This is a genomic window from Nitrospira sp. Nam80, assembly GCF_965152575.1.
This window is the reverse complement of sequence record NZ_OZ224216.1, coordinates 3,033,663-3,049,380: the sequence shown is the minus strand read 5'-3', so window position 1 is coordinate 3,049,380 and position 15,718 is coordinate 3,033,663. Positions and strand designations below refer to the sequence as shown.

Here is a 15,718-nt window from a genome sequence, read left to right as displayed (position 1 = left end):
CCGACCGGATTACGGTGCATAAAGAGGCAGGCGTAGCCGCAGGCTTCAATGCCGTACAAATAAGGACGGGACCTCCTATTGGCTACGTACAAATTTCGTCTCCTTTTCCCGCCCGCATCGTAGAGTGTTTCACTATCATACAGTCTCGTGGATGCCCATCCCATAGCGCGATGGGTCGTGTGACACTTTGGGAGGGAATCAAGCGATGAAGGCGCAAACCTGTACAGACGTCAGGGCAAGACGGAGTGGCCGCGGATTAAACGGGAGATTTCGAGGATCTATAGGCGGAGGCTCAAACGCAGAACGCCATACCGAGATTCGAGCAAAAGGCAGATGCGGCCGGACGGCCGCGATCCGCCTCCCAGATTATGCTGTGCTATCGCGCTGCAGCCGTACTGGTGGAATCGGCACAGTTGCCTGGCGTCATGTAGAGGAGGTAGTTACCCATCCCATGGTGAATATTGGGATTATGTAACGGATGATGATGCACCATGATCATTTCATAGTTATCTTTTCGAGTCACTTGGAAGCCTTGGGCGTCTCGATAGACTTGATGCGGCTGAAACTCAAGAAAGGTTCCCTCTGAATCAACCGCGGGAACAGTGCGGAGGAGGGTCCGACCTTCGGTTTTGTTTTCAAGCGCAATGAGAAGCAGTTCATCATGGCCGTGGGGATAGGCAAACTTGACGCAACCGTCCATGTTGAATTTCAGTGGAGCTGATTGCACGTTGACCCCGGGTTTGATTTCTATCCCCTCGTCGGTTTGGTCGGCCCCGCGCTGTCCAAATTTGCTATAACAAACGATATTCACCCCAACCTGGTATACGTCCATCTCCTTGACGGTCGTCCCTTCGGGCGCGACATACATGGTAAAACGTGCCATTACATCCTTCGTCGGGGGCGCCTTGTGATAGAAAGCCACGACGGACATGAGGTTTTGCCCCTTGGCCAACTTGACACCATAGCCGTCCGGAAAGCGAGCCTCGGTCATTTCAAGACCCGCTCCGGCGAAGAACAACGGCTCTCCATCACAGGAGACACTCGGTTTGTCGTTGTTGAGCATCAAAATATGATGCAGGTAGTTCCTCGGGAGCTGCTTTCCGTCCTTGGTAAACACCTCGGATTTGAATCCCGTCATGTACATATCACGAGGAAGCTGAAAGATGTGTTTGGGCATGCTGGCGGCCAGATCTCCGTCATGGCCGGACGGCAAATCCACCGGTCCGAACGTCAAAGCCACGATATTATTCTCGATCGTAATGCTCGTGGCCGCTCTGCTCGGCATCGTGGGAATCGCATGATGGTCATGTTCTCCTGACGCAGAGGCGAAGGATTGCCAGCCAAATGTGACGAGCAATGACAGGATCAGAGTTTTCAGCATGCCTTCTTCCTCCTTGCGTCGATGGTGGCTATGATCGCTTTGTTAAGACGTGATATGTGCTCAGGAAGTGCATCTAGAGCGCGGCATTGATTATTGAGTACTCGGCGGAGGAGATGTGATCCGCTTCCATACGTAGGTGCCGCCATGTTGGCGGGGAGGAATATTATTCTTATCCCCCACGCGCACGTACCACCAGATCCCTTTTGCCTGCGTGCCGTCCTCGGATAAGACTAATTCAAAACCGCCCTCGCGATCATTGCCGGTTTGTTTCCACGTGCCGTGCCATCGACGGTCGTTAAAATTAGTGGTGGTGAATTGCCCCCCTTGCCAGGTATAGGGCCCGTTTCCCTGGCGATCCAACGTTGCGCGGTAGGTCTTATTGTCCTCGATCTCGAGGATTTCCCATTCACCACTTAAGTCATAGCTTGGGACTGCGTCCGACAAAGACACACCGTCGGATATTCGATGCTTGAGATCGCGAGATGTATCGGGGTGACCCAGTGTACCTTCCACTCGGGCCGATTCATGCCAGGATACCAATATCCATTGGCCGTCTCGCCGCTCCAATACGCCGGTTTCCCGCAATGGAATTACCATTCGTTGGTTCGAAGCTTCCTTCAATCCATGCGTGGCAACGTGACGGATATAGTCCAGTTCCATGACGAACCAGGCGACGTCCCCTCGACTCCATACTTGGAGATCTAAAATGGGAAGTTCGAGTTTTACAACGGAATTGAACTCGCTGCGCATCTCATCGGCGAACGGCTCCCACCCGACGTACTTGCGGCCGCCGATGCTATAGCCGATTGCATCCACATCATGTGACATATGTTTTGCCATGGCAACCAAGTCTTTGTCGGCGTTCGCCTGAACGAGCATGCGGATGACAGCTTCCGGGCTCAATTCCTTGCCTGCAAACGATGGACGGACCATGCCACCGATTAAGAAGATGGCAAGAGCAAGACCGCCGCACTGTAAAAATTGGCAGAACCTTCGGGTGTGAGTCCGCTTCAGCATACGTGTTGTCGGGTGAAATAGTGCGGAAACAATAGTTGAGGAGGCTACCTGGGAATTCGGCGCCTTGTCAATGGATTTTTCCACCGTGTTCAGGCCGCCGGCTTATGACTACGGCGGTGATATTGTCAATCCCTCCCGCGTCTAGGGCCGCGGCAAGCAGCGATCCACACAGGGCTTCGAGCTCGACGGGAAATGTGTTCATCGCACTCTCTATCCGCGCATCCTCGATCATTTTCGTGAGGCCGTCAGTGCAGAGCAGAATGACATCGCTCGGTTCAAGAGGTTGAATCACGACATCCACATCGGATTGCGGCCCCAGACCGACCGCCCGAGAGAGCACATGTCGCTGAGGGTGACGGAGCGCTTGTGCGGTTGAGAGTAGGCCCTGCCGGATATATTCCTCGACCATCGAATGATCGCGTGTCAATTGCTTCAATGTCCGGCCTCTCAGGAGATATGCGCGGCTGTCTCCCTCATTGACTATAGTAGCGACGGAACAAGGTCCAGAGGAAATATGCAACAGGGTCAAGGTCGTTCCCATTCCAGCCAGTTCGGGATGCCGGCTGGTGTGATCGAGAATTGCCTGATGCGCCGCTTCCACCATGCCACGCAACACCGGTTCGACCTGTTCGGGTGGATGCTGCTGAAGAAGCGCCGCTTTGCGAACCGCCTCTTCCGCGAGGGTATCTACGACCAGACGGCTTGCCACATCGCCGCCGGGATGCCCACCCATTCCATCGGCTACCGCCCAGAGTTGAAGGTCGGCATTGATGAAGAAAGCATCCTGATTGGTGGGGCGGGCAAATCCTTGATGGCTTGTTCCCAGACCCTTCCATTGCATCATAAATGAGGGAATCCTACGCGGGGACAGGTAAGCTGCGATGAAGATGGGGCGGCCCATAGCGGGTTATGAGCTGCCGATATAGCAATGCCGAAAGCGCCTCCAGGTTCTGCGTATCAGCCCGATTATATCGAATGAGGAGATCCAGCGCGGCAGACTCGCCGGCGCGCCAACGATGCCAGAGCCTCACGGCTTCCCAGCCATCGAATGAACTGATGTCGGAATCACGGATGATGCCGAACTCGCGCTCGATAGCCTTGAGTCCACCTGTCAGCTTGAGTCGCCGGGCGGCAAAACAAAGATCGAAGTGGGGCAAATCAAACCGCACTTGCGGAAACTTGGCTTTCAGATAGGGCACGTCAAAGACGCTTCCGAAGAATGTCACCAGGAGATCTGCTTGGTCGAACTCCTCCTGCAGGCGATCCGTCGACAGAGATTCGCCATGGACCAACGTGGTCATGCGGCCGTTCCGATACAGTCCCACCATAGTGACAAAGCCGTCGGAGACAGAAATCCCTGTCGTTTCGATGTCCATATAGAGGATACGATGCCCGAACGTTTCGAAGAGACGCCAGTGTTCTCTGGCCTGGAGACAACGGGCGAAATAACGCGAATCGCCTTTCTCAAGAGCCGATGTCGCGTCGCTCACCTGACGGTCATACAAGCCTTTCCGTTCCATGGAAATGCCGAAAACGGCGCGCCGATGCAAGAAGGCCGTCCAATTGCGAATGCCGTCCAGCCACAGGCGGCGTTCCGTCGAGGGGCCGATTCCCTTGAGATGCACGAAGGTCGATGTCAACATACCAGGCGAGTCCTCCGCGCCGGGATTGTAGCCTTGATTTCAAAGGATAAACAAGCTAGAGTCGGCGACCGACGCGAACACAATCCATTCCATTCTTTCTCACAAAATCGTCAACGAGATTCAGGCGGTATGGCGGAACCGACAAACAAGCGAATCCGAATCAGAGTCGGCGGTATTCAAGTCGATGCAGAGCTCAAGACAAGCCGAACGGCGGAAGAAATTTATAAGGCATTGCCAATCGAGGATCAGCTCAACGTCTGGGGAGAAGAATTCCATTTCAAGATTCCCGGCGTCAAAGATCATCGAGAAACGGCGACCACGCAGGTGAAGGTCGGCGATGTGGCATTTTGGGGTGCAGGCCAAGTCCTGACCATTTTTTTCGGCCGGACCCCCATGAGCATGGGAGCGGACCCCGTACCGGCTGATCGCGTCAATATCGTGGGGCGAATCCTCGGTGACGCGACGGTGCTTCGTCAAGCAATGGCGTCGTCAAGAATTCGCATCGAGCCGCTCTAACAGAACCGGCCGGACTCCGTATGCGACTAGCCAAAGAACGTATCCATCACATGGCCGAAGGACTTATCAGCCGATTAGAACAACAAGGCTATATCGAGGTCACGGGCGAGCGGAAATCCTTACGCGACTCGATCCAGCACACAATCACCGAGGAATTGGCTATCGAAGACCGCTTGAACGCGGAAGTCCGGCAACTCATGAAGACCTACGAGAGGGAAATCGAACAAGGCAAGGCGGACTATCAGAAGATGTTTACGATGATCAAGCAGAAGCTGGTGCGCGAGCGCGGAATCATTCTGTAAATTCTCGGTTCTGAGTTGAGAGTTTTACGTGAGTGAGACTGACCTCAAAAAGTACGGACCCGAAATTCAACACTCATAACTCAGGACTCAGAACGTTAAGCGAGCCTATGCTGAGCGAAGACAAAGCCAGCCACCTCTCCCATCTGATCCTAGGCGCGCTCAAGAAGAGCGCAGTGTGCCGGATGAAAGAAGAAGACGGACGCGTGTTGCGGGAAATCAAACGAGTATTGGCGTCCGAGATGGCTCTGGAAGAGAGTATTGACCGTAAAGTGAGAGCCAGGCTGGCATCCTATTCCCGCCCAATTGCCGAGGGCAGCGCCGAATGGGATGTCCTGTACCGAAAAACGTTTGAGGAAGAACAGCGCAAACAATCGAAGCCGTAATCACCGGTCTTGATGTTGTCTATAGGTGGCCCTATGAAATGGATCATAGTTTCTCTCTCGGTCTTCATGGTGGCGGCGGTCGTCTCATGCACGAAATCCAAGCCCAAGCCATTGGTGCCGCTGAATCTGGGAACCGGAGCCACCTCGGAAGCTCAATCGCTGACGCAGCGTGGCACGGAAGCCTATGAGGCTAACCAGTTCGCGGAGGCGAAATCCTATTTTGACCAAGCGGTCAAGGCGGCTCCGGACTCCGGCCCAGCCCATTATAATTTGGCGCTTGCGCTCAATGCCGTCGGAGAAACGGAGCAAGCGCATCAGCAATTCATCGAGGCGGCCAATTTGGCTCCCGGCGATAAAGTAATCTGGGATTCGCCGGCATTGCGGCCGTTCGGCAGTCCGGCTGCGCCGAAAGGTCCGGCCAGAGAACATCCCTACGGAACACAACGGCCGGTATTCGGCGGAGGTCCTCGGTAGAAGCGAGGGGATGGGCATCCAGACGATGGCAAAAGATTTGGAAGTCGGAGACAAGGCACCGGAGTTTTCACTGCCGGACCAGGACGGGAAGACCGTGGCTTTGAAGAACTTCAAGGGGCGCCAGGTCGTGCTGTATTTTTATCCGAAAGACGATACCCCGGGTTGCACGAAGGAGGCGTGCGGATTTCGTGATTCTCTGGGGTCGGTGAAGGAGGCCGGCGGCGTGGTGCTCGGGGTCAGTCTGGATGATGGAGCCTCCCATCAGAAGTTTATTGCGAAATATGGTCTGCCCTTCTCGCTCTTGAGTGACGGTGACGCGCATGTGTCCAAAGCCTATGGGGTTTATAAACAGAAGAATATGTACGGCAAGAAATATTGGGGCATCGAGCGGTCAACCTTTGTGATCGATCCGGCCGGCAAACTGAAGGCCATTTTCAAACGGGTCAAAGTGGACGGCCACCTCGATGAGGTCCTGGCCGCGCTTCGCAATACCTCGTAGTTCCTGCGCTCCTTCACTTGGGCAGTCCAATCGGCTTTCATCATGGATGCTGTTGAGAAATCACGGCATGCCGCGCGCGCCGCATCGTTAGGCCTGCTGCCCGGTCTCGGCCATCTCTATATCGGAGAAAAGCGCGGCTACTGGTTGATTACCACTTCGATCGGTGTGGGCGGGTTGGCCTTGTTCATCTGGTGGCCCGCGGCCTGGTTGTATCTCGGACTGGCGGGGGCCTCAGCGTGGGATACCTATCTGTTGGTGACTCGGGATCGAGGCTTATGGTGAGATTTCCCTTTATCTTCCATCGGAGTCGATCTATTTTTATTCGACAGCAACCATGCCTTCATTGCTTGATCAGACGCCGGATTTTCATCGTATTAGTGACGTTCTGGGTCTTATCCGGGACGGCCGCCGTGGCGGCATCCAAAATAACGGGGATGCTCCTCACCAAAGATGCGCTCACGATACCCAATCGAACCGCCAAGGTGGAGGCACGGTTGATACAACAGGGCCTGATGGGGGAAATTGGCCTGGGTGGTGAATCGTTGCAACTCGAGATCGCAGGCAAGGCTGTGGCCACAACGATGACGGGAGGAGACGGACGGGCCTACTTTGAGTACACGCCCAAGATGCGAGGGAATGTGACGTTTGCCGTGACGCTTCCGAATTCACCTCGGGTCGAGGCCTCCTCGGCGGCGGGGTTGTTGGCGGTATGGGAGCATCGGAGACCGATCTTGCTTGTAGAGGCTTCGGCATTGGCTGAACAAGGGCCGGACCCACTTGCGCCGGCTCTGCCGTTCGGGAAGCCTGCTGTAGGCCTACCACACCCATTGCCCGATGCGGCGGACGAACTCAGGCGCATGGCGCAGTTCTACTATAATGTCATCTATGTAGCTGCGCAGAACGAGGGACCGTTCTCCCCGACAAAGATCGGGCAATTCCGACAGTGGTTGTCCGACCATGGATTTCCGGCCGGGCTCATCACCCATGCCGAGATCAACTCCAAGGGATTAGGCGCTATGCTGGACGACTTGAAACAGGAAGGCTGGACCGCGATGAAAAGCGGCATCGGCCGGTCCCCCGCATTCGCCGCCACATTGATAGAGCGCCGGATGGAAGCCGTCCTGGTGCCTGAGCCGAGCAAAGGCGACGTGCCGCGCAAAGCGAAAACGGCGAAAGATTGGAAGGACGTTCGTAAGAAACTGTAGCTCGCATCCCGTGCGGGCGGTTCACTCCGGCCTTCCGGCCATGCTATCTTGCACCGTCGGGAATGTTCACTTTTCAGGAGATGGGCGACCATGTTGCTGGACGGCAAAAAGGGATTAATTATCGGCGTAGCGAACAAGCATAGCATTGCCTGGGCCATCGCGCAGGCTGCGGCGCGGGAAGGGGCGCAGCTCTTTTTTAATTATCAGAATGACCGGTTGAGGGAGAATGTCGAAGAACTGGTCGGCGGCTTGCCCGGTTCAGGGGCCATGGCTTGCGACGTCGGCGACGACGGCCAAATCGAAGCGCTCATGAAGCAGGTGGGAGCGAAATTCGGCCGGCTGGACTTCGTGATCCATTCCGTCGCCTTCGCGCCCCGTGAGGAATTGACGGGGCAGTTTGTGAACACGACACGCCAGGGATTTGCCACAGCTCTGGATGTAAGCGCTTATTCACTCGTTGCGGTGAGCAGAGCCGCCGTGCCGTTGATGTCTCAGGGGGGGGCGATTGTGACGTTGACCTATCTGGGCAGCGAACGGGTTGTTCCCCATTACAACGTCATGGGAGTGGCGAAGGCTGCGTTAGAAGCGACCGTACGCTATCTTGCGCACGATCTCGGTCCGAAAAATATCCGTGTCAACGCGGTTTCTGCCGGTCCCATCAAAACCCTTGCCGCGCGCGGTGTATCCGGAATCACCAAGATGGTCGATCACCATAAACAATTTGCCCCGCTACGCCGAGCGACTGAGCAAGCCGAGGTGGGAGATACGGCGCTCTATTTGATCAGCTCGCTTGGTCGTGGCGTGACAGGCGAGGTGATCTATGTGGACGGCGGCTATCATATCCTCGGGTCCCTTGCCTCACCCGACTAGCATCGCGCCTCAGTCGTCGCGCGCCGGATTCTTCTTTACGATCGGTGCCGTGCTGATTCCATCCGTCGGCGAGTCTCGGCACAAAGGCCTTATTCTCCTCCTCCTGATGGTAGCGGCTAGTCTCATCCCGCTGCAGGCCGCATCCGTCTACGCCCGTTCCCAACTTCGGACCGATCGAGGCGAAGCCGGGCTGATTGAAAATGTGAAGACCGTTGAGACAATCGAGGATTTGGTCAAGGAGACTCACTCCTATGATCGTTCCGGTCGCCTGTTGCTGCGGGTGCAGGAACCGATGGCGGGACAGGGTGGGATTGGACGGATCGCCGTCACCTCCGAATACGATCCAACCGGCTTGAACCGGCTCGATACGATTTGTGATCATGCCGGCGCGCCGATCAAACACACGGTGTACGTCCATGATGATCAGGGGCGCCGGCTGGCGGAAGTCACGGCCTGGGCCGATGGAGTATTCGTCAATAGCTCATTTTACGAGTATAACGACAAGGGGCACCGCATTCGCGAACTCCACTTCAATGCGCCGAATCTGATTAATCAAAATCGCTACCGGTACGACGACCAAGGGCGGATCGTTGACGAAATCTTCAGCAGAAACTATGAGTATGAGGATAGTTCCGGGCAGCTGCGTCAATTCCCGAAGGCGATAGCCGGCTATCACGTCACCGTTCGCTACAATGAAAACGGTTTCGTCGGCGAAAAAATCATCTCGGCTTTGCGCGGCGTGCGGGAGTCACGATCCGAATTCGATTACGATCTCCACGGTCAGCAGACTGAGGAACGCGTCTATGACCGGAAAAACCGATTGATCGGTCGAAAGCAGTACGAATATTCGTATGATACCCAAGGAAATTGGATTACGGAAACGCTGCACTGGTGGACCTTCACGGCCGGGAGGCCCCACCTGAAGCAGACGCATTCGAGGCGGCGTGTCATTGTCTATTTTCCATAAACCTTTCCGGTCCGGGCCGTCCTTTCCTTTTGCCTCATTTCTCCTTTAAGATGAGTCACTCTCTACCAATGACCCGTTCAGAAGGCGTCAGGCGGATGCGGGCCAAGACTAGCTTTCATTGTCAAGCATGCGGCCACCAAGCTCCGAGATGGCTGGGACGTTGTCCCGATTGCGGCGCCTGGAATACCCTAAAAGAAGAGCGGGTTCCGGTTACTCCCAAAGGACGGCAACCGATTGTGAAGACGGCCGGTTCCGGCGCGACTCCCATCTGTGACATCGAAGTCATTGGAGAGACCCGTCGCAAGACCGGCATGGGGGAATTTGACCGTGTCTTGGGCGGAGGCGTCATTCCCGGCTCACTCGTGCTCATCGGCGGCGATCCCGGTATCGGAAAAACGACCTTGCTGCTGCAAGCCCTGCCGGGTCTGGGACTTTCGGAGGAGCAGGTGCTGTATGTGTCGGGTGAAGAATCGCCGCGGCAAATCAAAATGCGGGGGCAACGGCTTGGGGTGGAAGATCGGAATCTGTTGATTCTGGCGGAAACCTCCCTCGAGCAGATCCTCAAATCTATTCAGGAGATTCAGCCGGCCGCCGTCGTCGTGGATTCCATTCAAACCGTCTATACCGAGCAACTGACTTCCGCCCCCGGGAGCATCAGCCAAGTGCAGGAGGTCGCCGGTCAGTTGATGTGGTTTGCCAAGCGCAGCAGCGTGCCGGTCTTTATCATCGGCCATGTGACCAAAGAGGGCGCGATCGCCGGCCCCCGGTTGTTGGAACATATCGTAGATACGGTTCTCTATTTTGAGGGAGACAAGGGCCATAGCTATCGGATTCTGCGCGCGGTGAAGAATCGGTTTGGCTCGACGAACGAGATCGGCGTATTTGAGATGAAGGATAGCGGCTTGGCCGAAGTCGCCAACCCCTCGGAATTGTTCCTCGCTGAGCGGCCGCTGCAGAGCACCGGGTCGGTGGTAGTGTCCAGTCTGGAAGGAACCCGTCCCATTCTCGTGGAGTTACAAGCGCTGGTGTCCCCGACTTCCTACGCCATGCCGAAACGTATGGCCAATGGGGTGGAGATGAATCGGCTGTCCTTGCTGCTCGCCGTCATGGAAAAGCGACTGGGCTTGCATCTCTCAGGCCAGGATGTCTATGTGAACGTGGTCAGCGGTATCCAGCTCGAAGAACCGGCGATTGATCTCGGATTGGTCACGGCGATTACGTCGAGCCTGCGGGAAACCTCGATCGATCATTTCACCATGGTCATGGGAGAAGTGGGCTTGGGAGGAGAGGTCCGCGCCATCAACCAGGCGGAGTTGCGGATTCGAGAAGCAGCCAAAATGGGATTCCGCCGTTGTCTCTTGCCTGAGCGGAATCTGGCCAAGCTTGATGCGATTGACGGCATTGAACTCATCGGCATTCGTGAAGTAGGAGAGGCGTTGGATGCCGTACTCGCCTAAAGTACAAGGTAAAAAGGTAAAAGGAAAAGGTAGCAGGGAACTATTCTGTACTCTTGCCTTTGCATTTTTTAGTTTGAACTTTGCTGCCTGCGGACTCTTTGCCACACGCGACGAAGTTCCACTCAAAGAAGCCAGCCTTCAAGAACTCACAGCTTTACTGGTGAAACGACAGGCGGCAATGCATTCCCTGAAGGGCCTCTTCAGCGCCAAGATCACCGGAGGCATTCTTCCGATCGGCCAACGAGTCGAGGGGACGGTGTTTTATCAGCAGCCGGATGCCATGCGATTACGCGGATTCACGGCCTTCGGCGGTGAATTGTTTGAATTCGTCCAAGCCGATGATCAGTATCGGCTGAGGTTGCCGGCCATGGGCCGAGAATTCAACGGTCTGCGGTCAGAACCGGAAAAGATGGGCAAACTGGCCCGCGCTTTCCAGTTAAGTGCATGGGCGATGAGCGGGGTCATCGGAACGACCGCAATTGCCCCATCCGAGCGGGCGGTGTTGGTTGAAGAGGGAGAACAATATCGCTTGGATGTCTATGCGGCTGAAGGCCATCCCGTGGCCGCACCGACACCTGCCCGACGCATCTGGTTCGATCGACGCCTCCTGGTGGTGGTCCGTGAGGAGCGGCTCTCGCCAACGGGCGACATCGACGCGATCATGCAGTATGATGATTTCCGACCGGTCGGGGAGTCATCCGTGGGGAATGCCGACCAGGGTATCAAAGACGCCGCTCATGGCGATTGGTTGATGCGCCCCTTCAAGGTGTCGATGAAGGATGGACGAGGACAGGGCACCGTCCAAGTCACCTTCCACGAAATTATCCCGAACGTCCCGCTGGAACCGGCGGAGTTAGGGCGCGTGTAGCGCGACGGAAAATCATGAAGATCTTGGCGATCGACAGCGCAACTTCGCATCAAAGCGTTGCGATTCTCGACGGCGCGACGGTGTTGGCGCAATTCAATCGGGACGCGGAAGGTTCGCATGCCAAATTCCTGGTCGGCTCGATTGATAGGACCCTCCGGACAGCCGGCCTGTCGCTCAATGAATTGGACGGGTTTGCGGTATCGATCGGCCCCGGGTCGTTTACCGGTCTCCGAGTAGGACTCGCCACATTGTTGGGATTCCGGACCGTGGTCGGCAAACCGTTGGTGACTGTTCCCACTCTGGAAGCCATGGCCTGGAATCTCAGTTCAATTCTGGGACAGGTCTGCCCCGTTCTGAAAAGCCGAAGAAACGAAGTGTATTGGGCTCGCTATGAATGGATGCCGAACCTCGTGCTGCGCCGGTTGGTTGCTGAGCAAGTAACGTCACCGGACCAGATGCTGGCGGCCATTCAGGAGCCGGTCGTGGTCGTCGGGGACGGATGGCAAACCTATGGCGCCGAGATACGGAGAGAACTCGGCTTCCGGAGCAGCCTCGTGGCGGAAGCTCCGCCGGAAGCCATGCGTCCGTCTGCCGTGAGTGTAGGCCTGGCCGCGCGGAATCGATTCGCCCGAAAGGAATTTGCCGGGAACGGCATCGCCCCGCTCTATGTGCAGCGTGCTGAAGCGGATATTCAATATGAACAAAGCGGCGGGATGTCACCCGTCGAACGGCGGAAACAGCGAGCGGCGCGCCGAACCCGTCCAAAGTATATCGGATCGGGTTCCCGGCGAGGTTCGGGCAGTGCCCTGTGAAAAAAACACGGCTTGAATAACTCTATCGTATGAGCAATGCTGAATCACCGTCAGTTATAATAATCGAGCCGGCAACGGCTGTAGATGTCGATGAGATTGTCCGTATTGAAGAAGCTTGCTTCTCGGCTCCTTGGACGCGCAAAATGTTGGAAGCCGAGTTGGTCGGCAATCAATTCTCATCGTTTTTTGTCGCCAAGCAGGCGGCCGACCACGCGTCGGTCGGCACTCGCCTTACCGGGTATGTTTGCTTTTGGGTGGTCTTTGAAGAGTTGCGGATCATGAATGTGGCCGTTATCCCGTCGGCCCGTCGCCAAGGCATCGCCCGGCGGCTCATCGATCGGGCACTGGAGATTGGTCGCGAAAAATCAGCCGTCAAGGGATTGCTCGAAGTCCGCGCATCCAATTCGGCTGCCCGACGGTTGTATGGAGCATTGGGATTCCGGGAAGCCTCCGTTCGAACCAACTACTATACCCGCCCGACTGAAGACGCTATTCTTATGGAAATAGGGTCCCTTCAGCGGCCGCCTGCCCCCGCCGGATCGATTTCTTCGGCATCATTGGAGGAAGTTCAGCCACGGTTGACTCTATCAACTGAGGAGGTGCGACATGATGACGGAACGTGCCATCGCCGAGCAGTTACGCCAATCCAGCACTGAATTCCGGGAACTCGAAGAGTCTCATCACCGTCTGGATAATGAATTGGCGGAACTTCAAAAACGACACGTTCTTACTCCTGCGGAAGAACTCGTTAAGAAACAGCTTCAGAAGGAAAAGCTCGTCAAAAAGGACAAGATGGCGGAACTGATCCGCCTTTATAGACGACAGGACGAACATTCGACGGTTCATTGATCGTCGATCAGAACGCGATTCCATTCTCTGATGGAACGGACGGAGATCAGCACGACTCGAGCGGCATGTAACCGACATGGCGATTCTTGCACCGTTAGCAGCACACATTCAAACACTGAAGCGCCGGCTGATTATCATGGCCGTAACGCTGTGCGTCGCGTTCGCGCTCGCTTTTACCTATTCGGCGGACATGGTCGCCTGGTTGAACCGGCCTTTTCCCAACCAACTCGTCTTCTACGGGCCGACCGAGGCATTATTCGCCTCCATCAAGGTCTCGTTCTTGGCGGGGGTCGTGCTCAGTCTCCCGATCATTTTTTACCATTTCTGGAAATTTATCGAACCGGCGCTGCTTCCGCAGGAGCAGCGCTGGGCGATTCCATTGTTCATGCTGGCCGGCTTACTCTTCTCTCTGGGACTGGTCTTTTGTAATCTCGTCATCCTGCCACTGGTTATCGATTTCTTCATCAGTTTCGGCATGGACCGGGATATTACACCCGCGCTGGGAGTCGGCACCTACATTGATTTCAATGTGAAGTTTCTTCTGATTTTCGGATGCGCGTTCGAACTTCCGCTTGCATTGACCTTGCTGGCGCGCGCGGGTGTGGTATCCGCAGGTATGTTGGCCCGCTATCGCAAGCACGCCATTTTGGGATCGCTGGTGATTTCCGCCATCGTCACGCCGGACGCGACACTGTTCACCATGCTGCTTATGGCGATTCCTTTGATGGTCCTCTATGAGATTGGGATCTTGGGCGCCCGCTGGTGCGGCCGTGGCGGACCCGACCCTGATATGAATCTGCCGCTCGATCCGGACATCCCTATCAACACGGCCGGCCATCGGGTGCGGTAACCGTGCAACCGTCTACTTCCCATACACTTATTTTCCGGCTCCTGGCCTGCACGTTTCTGACGATTCTTTCCGCTGCCGCTGTCGAAGCCGAACCGCGAGCGCCGGGGCCGGGTGCCGCACCTATTCCGCCTCGTGGACATGGGAGTCAAGGATCCGCCCAAGGCCAAACCTCACTGGACGAAGCCGCCAGCATTCAGGCGCTGACGACAGTCGGCAAAAGAATCGTGTATGCCGGATCGTTTGGCATGGGCATCTTTCGGAGCGATAATCGCGGGAACGTTTGGACTTCAGCCAATGAGGGCTTGACCGATCCTTTTATTCTTTCTCTCGCGACCGGGAAAGACGGTGTCATCTATGCCGGTACTTTTCGAGGAGGTGTGTTCCGATCGCGGGATGAGGGAAAAACATGGCAGCCGCTCAACGAAGGATTGAAGCGACTGGAAATCAAAACCCTGTTGGTGACGGCGAACGCGATCTATGCGGGTACCGGGGATGGGGTCTATATTTTGAACGCAGAGGGAACCAAGTGGAATGTGGTGACGGGAGGTCTGGACGAAATCCTCGTCCACGCAATTGCGAAGGCGAATGACGGCACTCTCTATGCGGGAACGTCGGGTAAAGGTGTGTTGCGTTTCAAAGAACGCAGCGCCGGATGGACGAGATTGCGGCAGGGATTGCGGGATCATGAAGGATTGGTGGAAAATTTCATTCGCGTGTTGGCGATCGACAAGGATGAAGGAATCTATGCCGGGACGTTTGACGGAGGCGTCTTCCGCAGTGGCGACGGCGGGCAGACATGGACACCGATCAGTCGCGCGCTGCCGAACGATTCAATCAGAGGCGTGATCAGCAACGATCGCGGTATTTATGTGGCCACCGGCCGAGGCATTTATAAGACCGTAGATCAAGGCGGACAATGGACTCCGCTGAACAAAGGTTTGAGCAACTTGTCGGTGCAAGTTTTGCTCGATGCGGGAAACGGAGCCTGGTTTGCCGGGACGAATTCCGGGGTATTTCGGAGCGATGATGACGGCCAGAGTTGGACGGCCGTCAGTGAAGGATTGCAAGGAGAGACTGTAGCGCCATTTCGATTTTGAAGGGGAGGAGAGAGAGCGTATGAGCGAGACCGGAGCGGTGAAAGCGACGATTACCGTGAGTTCAAAGGGTGAACAGTGGGGCGTGATCGTGTTGCGATTCTTTCCCGATGTGGCACCCAATCATGTCAAGAATTTTACCACGCTGGCACGACAAGGTTTTTATAACGGAACGACTTTTCATCGAGTCATCCCGGGGTTCATGATTCAAGGCGGTGACCCGAACAGCAAGAATCCCGACCGGGCCACCCATGGAATGGGGGGACCGGGATTTCGAGTCAAGGCGGAATTCAACAGTAAGCCGCACAAGCGCGGAACCCTTTCCATGGCCCGCTCGAATGATCCCGATAGCGCCGGATCTCAATTTTTTATCTGCGTCGCCGATTCGCATTTTCTGGACTGGCAGTACACGGTATTCGGCGAAGTCGAGAGCGGCATGGAGGTGGCGGATAAAGTCGTCAATGCGAAGCGGGATGGCCGCGACAACCCATTGGAGCGGGTCGAAATGACCGTGACGGTCGGCGAATAATG

21 protein-coding genes are annotated in these 15,718 nt (G+C 55.9%); 17 read left to right on the top strand and 4 right to left on the bottom strand.

The annotated features are described in order from the left end of the window. Positions 1-376: 376 nt before the first annotated feature. The 4 genes from ACWGXE_RS14275 to ACWGXE_RS14260 form a co-directional block, all read right to left on the bottom strand. Positions 377-1,381: a hypothetical protein gene (locus ACWGXE_RS14275; RefSeq protein ID WP_447598507.1), complete on the bottom strand. Its 1,005-nt coding sequence runs from the start codon at positions 1,379-1,381 to the stop codon at positions 377-379. Between the two features lie 90 nt (positions 1,382-1,471). Then, entirely contained in the window at positions 1,472-2,314 is an 843-nt protein-coding gene (locus ACWGXE_RS14270; protein WP_447598506.1) for a nuclear transport factor 2 family protein, read from the bottom strand. A gap of 151 nt (positions 2,315-2,465) precedes the next feature. Continuing rightward, entirely contained in the window at positions 2,466-3,242 is a 777-nt protein-coding gene (locus ACWGXE_RS14265; protein ID WP_447598505.1) for a protein phosphatase 2C domain-containing protein, read from the bottom strand. 13 nt (positions 3,243-3,255) lie between these two features. Beyond that, positions 3,256-4,041 (bottom strand): ribonuclease H-like domain-containing protein, encoded by a 786-nt coding sequence (locus ACWGXE_RS14260; protein WP_447598503.1) that lies wholly within the window; start codon positions 4,039-4,041, stop codon positions 3,256-3,258. A 129-nt stretch (positions 4,042-4,170) separates the two neighbouring features. On the opposite strand from ACWGXE_RS14260, the gene ACWGXE_RS14255 reads away from it, so the two are divergent. The 17 genes from ACWGXE_RS14255 (at position 4,171) to ACWGXE_RS14175 (ending at position 15,716) form a co-directional block, all read left to right on the top strand. Next, complete coding sequence (locus ACWGXE_RS14255) at positions 4,171-4,557, top strand: cyclophilin-like fold protein (RefSeq protein WP_447598501.1); 387 nt, start codon at positions 4,171-4,173, stop codon at positions 4,555-4,557. Between the two features lie 20 nt (positions 4,558-4,577). Continuing rightward, positions 4,578-4,859, top strand: coding sequence for a DUF507 family protein (locus tag ACWGXE_RS14250; RefSeq protein WP_447598499.1), 282 nt, complete (start codon positions 4,578-4,580; stop codon positions 4,857-4,859). Between the two features lie 107 nt (positions 4,860-4,966). Beyond that, a complete protein-coding gene (locus ACWGXE_RS14245; RefSeq protein ID WP_447598498.1) occupies positions 4,967-5,242 on the top strand; it encodes a DUF507 family protein in 276 nt (91 codons plus the stop codon). Positions 5,243-5,275: 33 nt separating this feature from the next. Then, the gene (locus tag ACWGXE_RS14240) at positions 5,276-5,716 is read left to right on the top strand and encodes a tetratricopeptide repeat protein (RefSeq protein WP_447598497.1); all 441 of its coding nucleotides are present in this window, start codon (positions 5,276-5,278) and stop codon (positions 5,714-5,716) included. Between the two features lie 10 nt (positions 5,717-5,726). Continuing rightward, complete coding sequence (bcp, locus tag ACWGXE_RS14235; RefSeq protein WP_447598495.1) at positions 5,727-6,215, top strand: thioredoxin-dependent thiol peroxidase; 489 nt, start codon at positions 5,727-5,729, stop codon at positions 6,213-6,215. A 42-nt stretch (positions 6,216-6,257) separates the two neighbouring features. Then, positions 6,258-6,497, top strand: a complete 240-nt coding sequence (locus ACWGXE_RS14230) for a hypothetical protein (protein ID WP_447598493.1) — start codon at positions 6,258-6,260, stop codon at positions 6,495-6,497. Positions 6,498-6,625: 128 nt separating this feature from the next. Then, positions 6,626-7,420 (top strand): hypothetical protein, encoded by a 795-nt coding sequence (locus ACWGXE_RS14225; RefSeq protein ID WP_447598491.1) that lies wholly within the window; start codon positions 6,626-6,628, stop codon positions 7,418-7,420. A gap of 90 nt (positions 7,421-7,510) precedes the next feature. Then, positions 7,511-8,290 carry an enoyl-ACP reductase FabI gene (locus tag ACWGXE_RS14220; RefSeq protein WP_447598489.1) on the top strand — a complete coding sequence of 260 codons (780 nt, stop codon included), beginning with the start codon at positions 7,511-7,513 and terminating at the stop codon, positions 8,288-8,290. A 49-nt stretch (positions 8,291-8,339) separates the two neighbouring features. Beyond that, the gene (locus tag ACWGXE_RS14215) at positions 8,340-9,257 is read left to right on the top strand and encodes a hypothetical protein (protein WP_447598487.1); all 918 of its coding nucleotides are present in this window, start codon (positions 8,340-8,342) and stop codon (positions 9,255-9,257) included. Positions 9,258-9,352: 95 nt separating this feature from the next. Beyond that, positions 9,353-10,714: a DNA repair protein RadA gene (radA, locus tag ACWGXE_RS14210; protein ID WP_447598486.1), complete on the top strand. Its 1,362-nt coding sequence runs from the start codon at positions 9,353-9,355 to the stop codon at positions 10,712-10,714. Beyond that, on the top strand, positions 10,698-11,582 hold the full coding sequence (locus tag ACWGXE_RS14205) for a hypothetical protein (protein WP_447598484.1): 885 nt from the start codon (positions 10,698-10,700) through the stop codon (positions 11,580-11,582). The genes radA and ACWGXE_RS14205 overlap by 17 nt, the downstream gene beginning before the upstream one ends. A gap of 14 nt (positions 11,583-11,596) precedes the next feature. Further along, positions 11,597-12,394, top strand: a complete 798-nt coding sequence (tsaB, locus tag ACWGXE_RS14200) for a tRNA (adenosine(37)-N6)-threonylcarbamoyltransferase complex dimerization subunit type 1 TsaB (protein WP_447598482.1) — start codon at positions 11,597-11,599, stop codon at positions 12,392-12,394. A 143-nt stretch (positions 12,395-12,537) separates the two neighbouring features. Beyond that, positions 12,538-13,050 (top strand): ribosomal protein S18-alanine N-acetyltransferase, encoded by a 513-nt coding sequence (gene rimI / locus ACWGXE_RS14195; protein WP_447598480.1) that lies wholly within the window; start codon positions 12,538-12,540, stop codon positions 13,048-13,050. Then, a complete protein-coding gene (locus ACWGXE_RS14190) occupies positions 13,001-13,243 on the top strand; it encodes a DUF465 domain-containing protein (RefSeq protein ID WP_447598478.1) in 243 nt (80 codons plus the stop codon). The genes rimI and ACWGXE_RS14190 overlap by 50 nt, the downstream gene beginning before the upstream one ends. Positions 13,244-13,379: 136 nt before the next feature. Then, entirely contained in the window at positions 13,380-14,093 is a 714-nt protein-coding gene (gene tatC / locus ACWGXE_RS14185) for a twin-arginine translocase subunit TatC (protein WP_447598476.1), read from the top strand. A gap of 2 nt (positions 14,094-14,095) precedes the next feature. Then, positions 14,096-15,190: a ligand-binding sensor domain-containing protein gene (locus ACWGXE_RS14180; protein ID WP_447598474.1), complete on the top strand. Its 1,095-nt coding sequence runs from the start codon at positions 14,096-14,098 to the stop codon at positions 15,188-15,190. A 19-nt stretch (positions 15,191-15,209) separates the two neighbouring features. Continuing rightward, positions 15,210-15,716 (top strand): peptidylprolyl isomerase, encoded by a 507-nt coding sequence (locus tag ACWGXE_RS14175; protein ID WP_447598472.1) that lies wholly within the window; start codon positions 15,210-15,212, stop codon positions 15,714-15,716. Positions 15,717-15,718 lie beyond the last annotated feature (2 nt).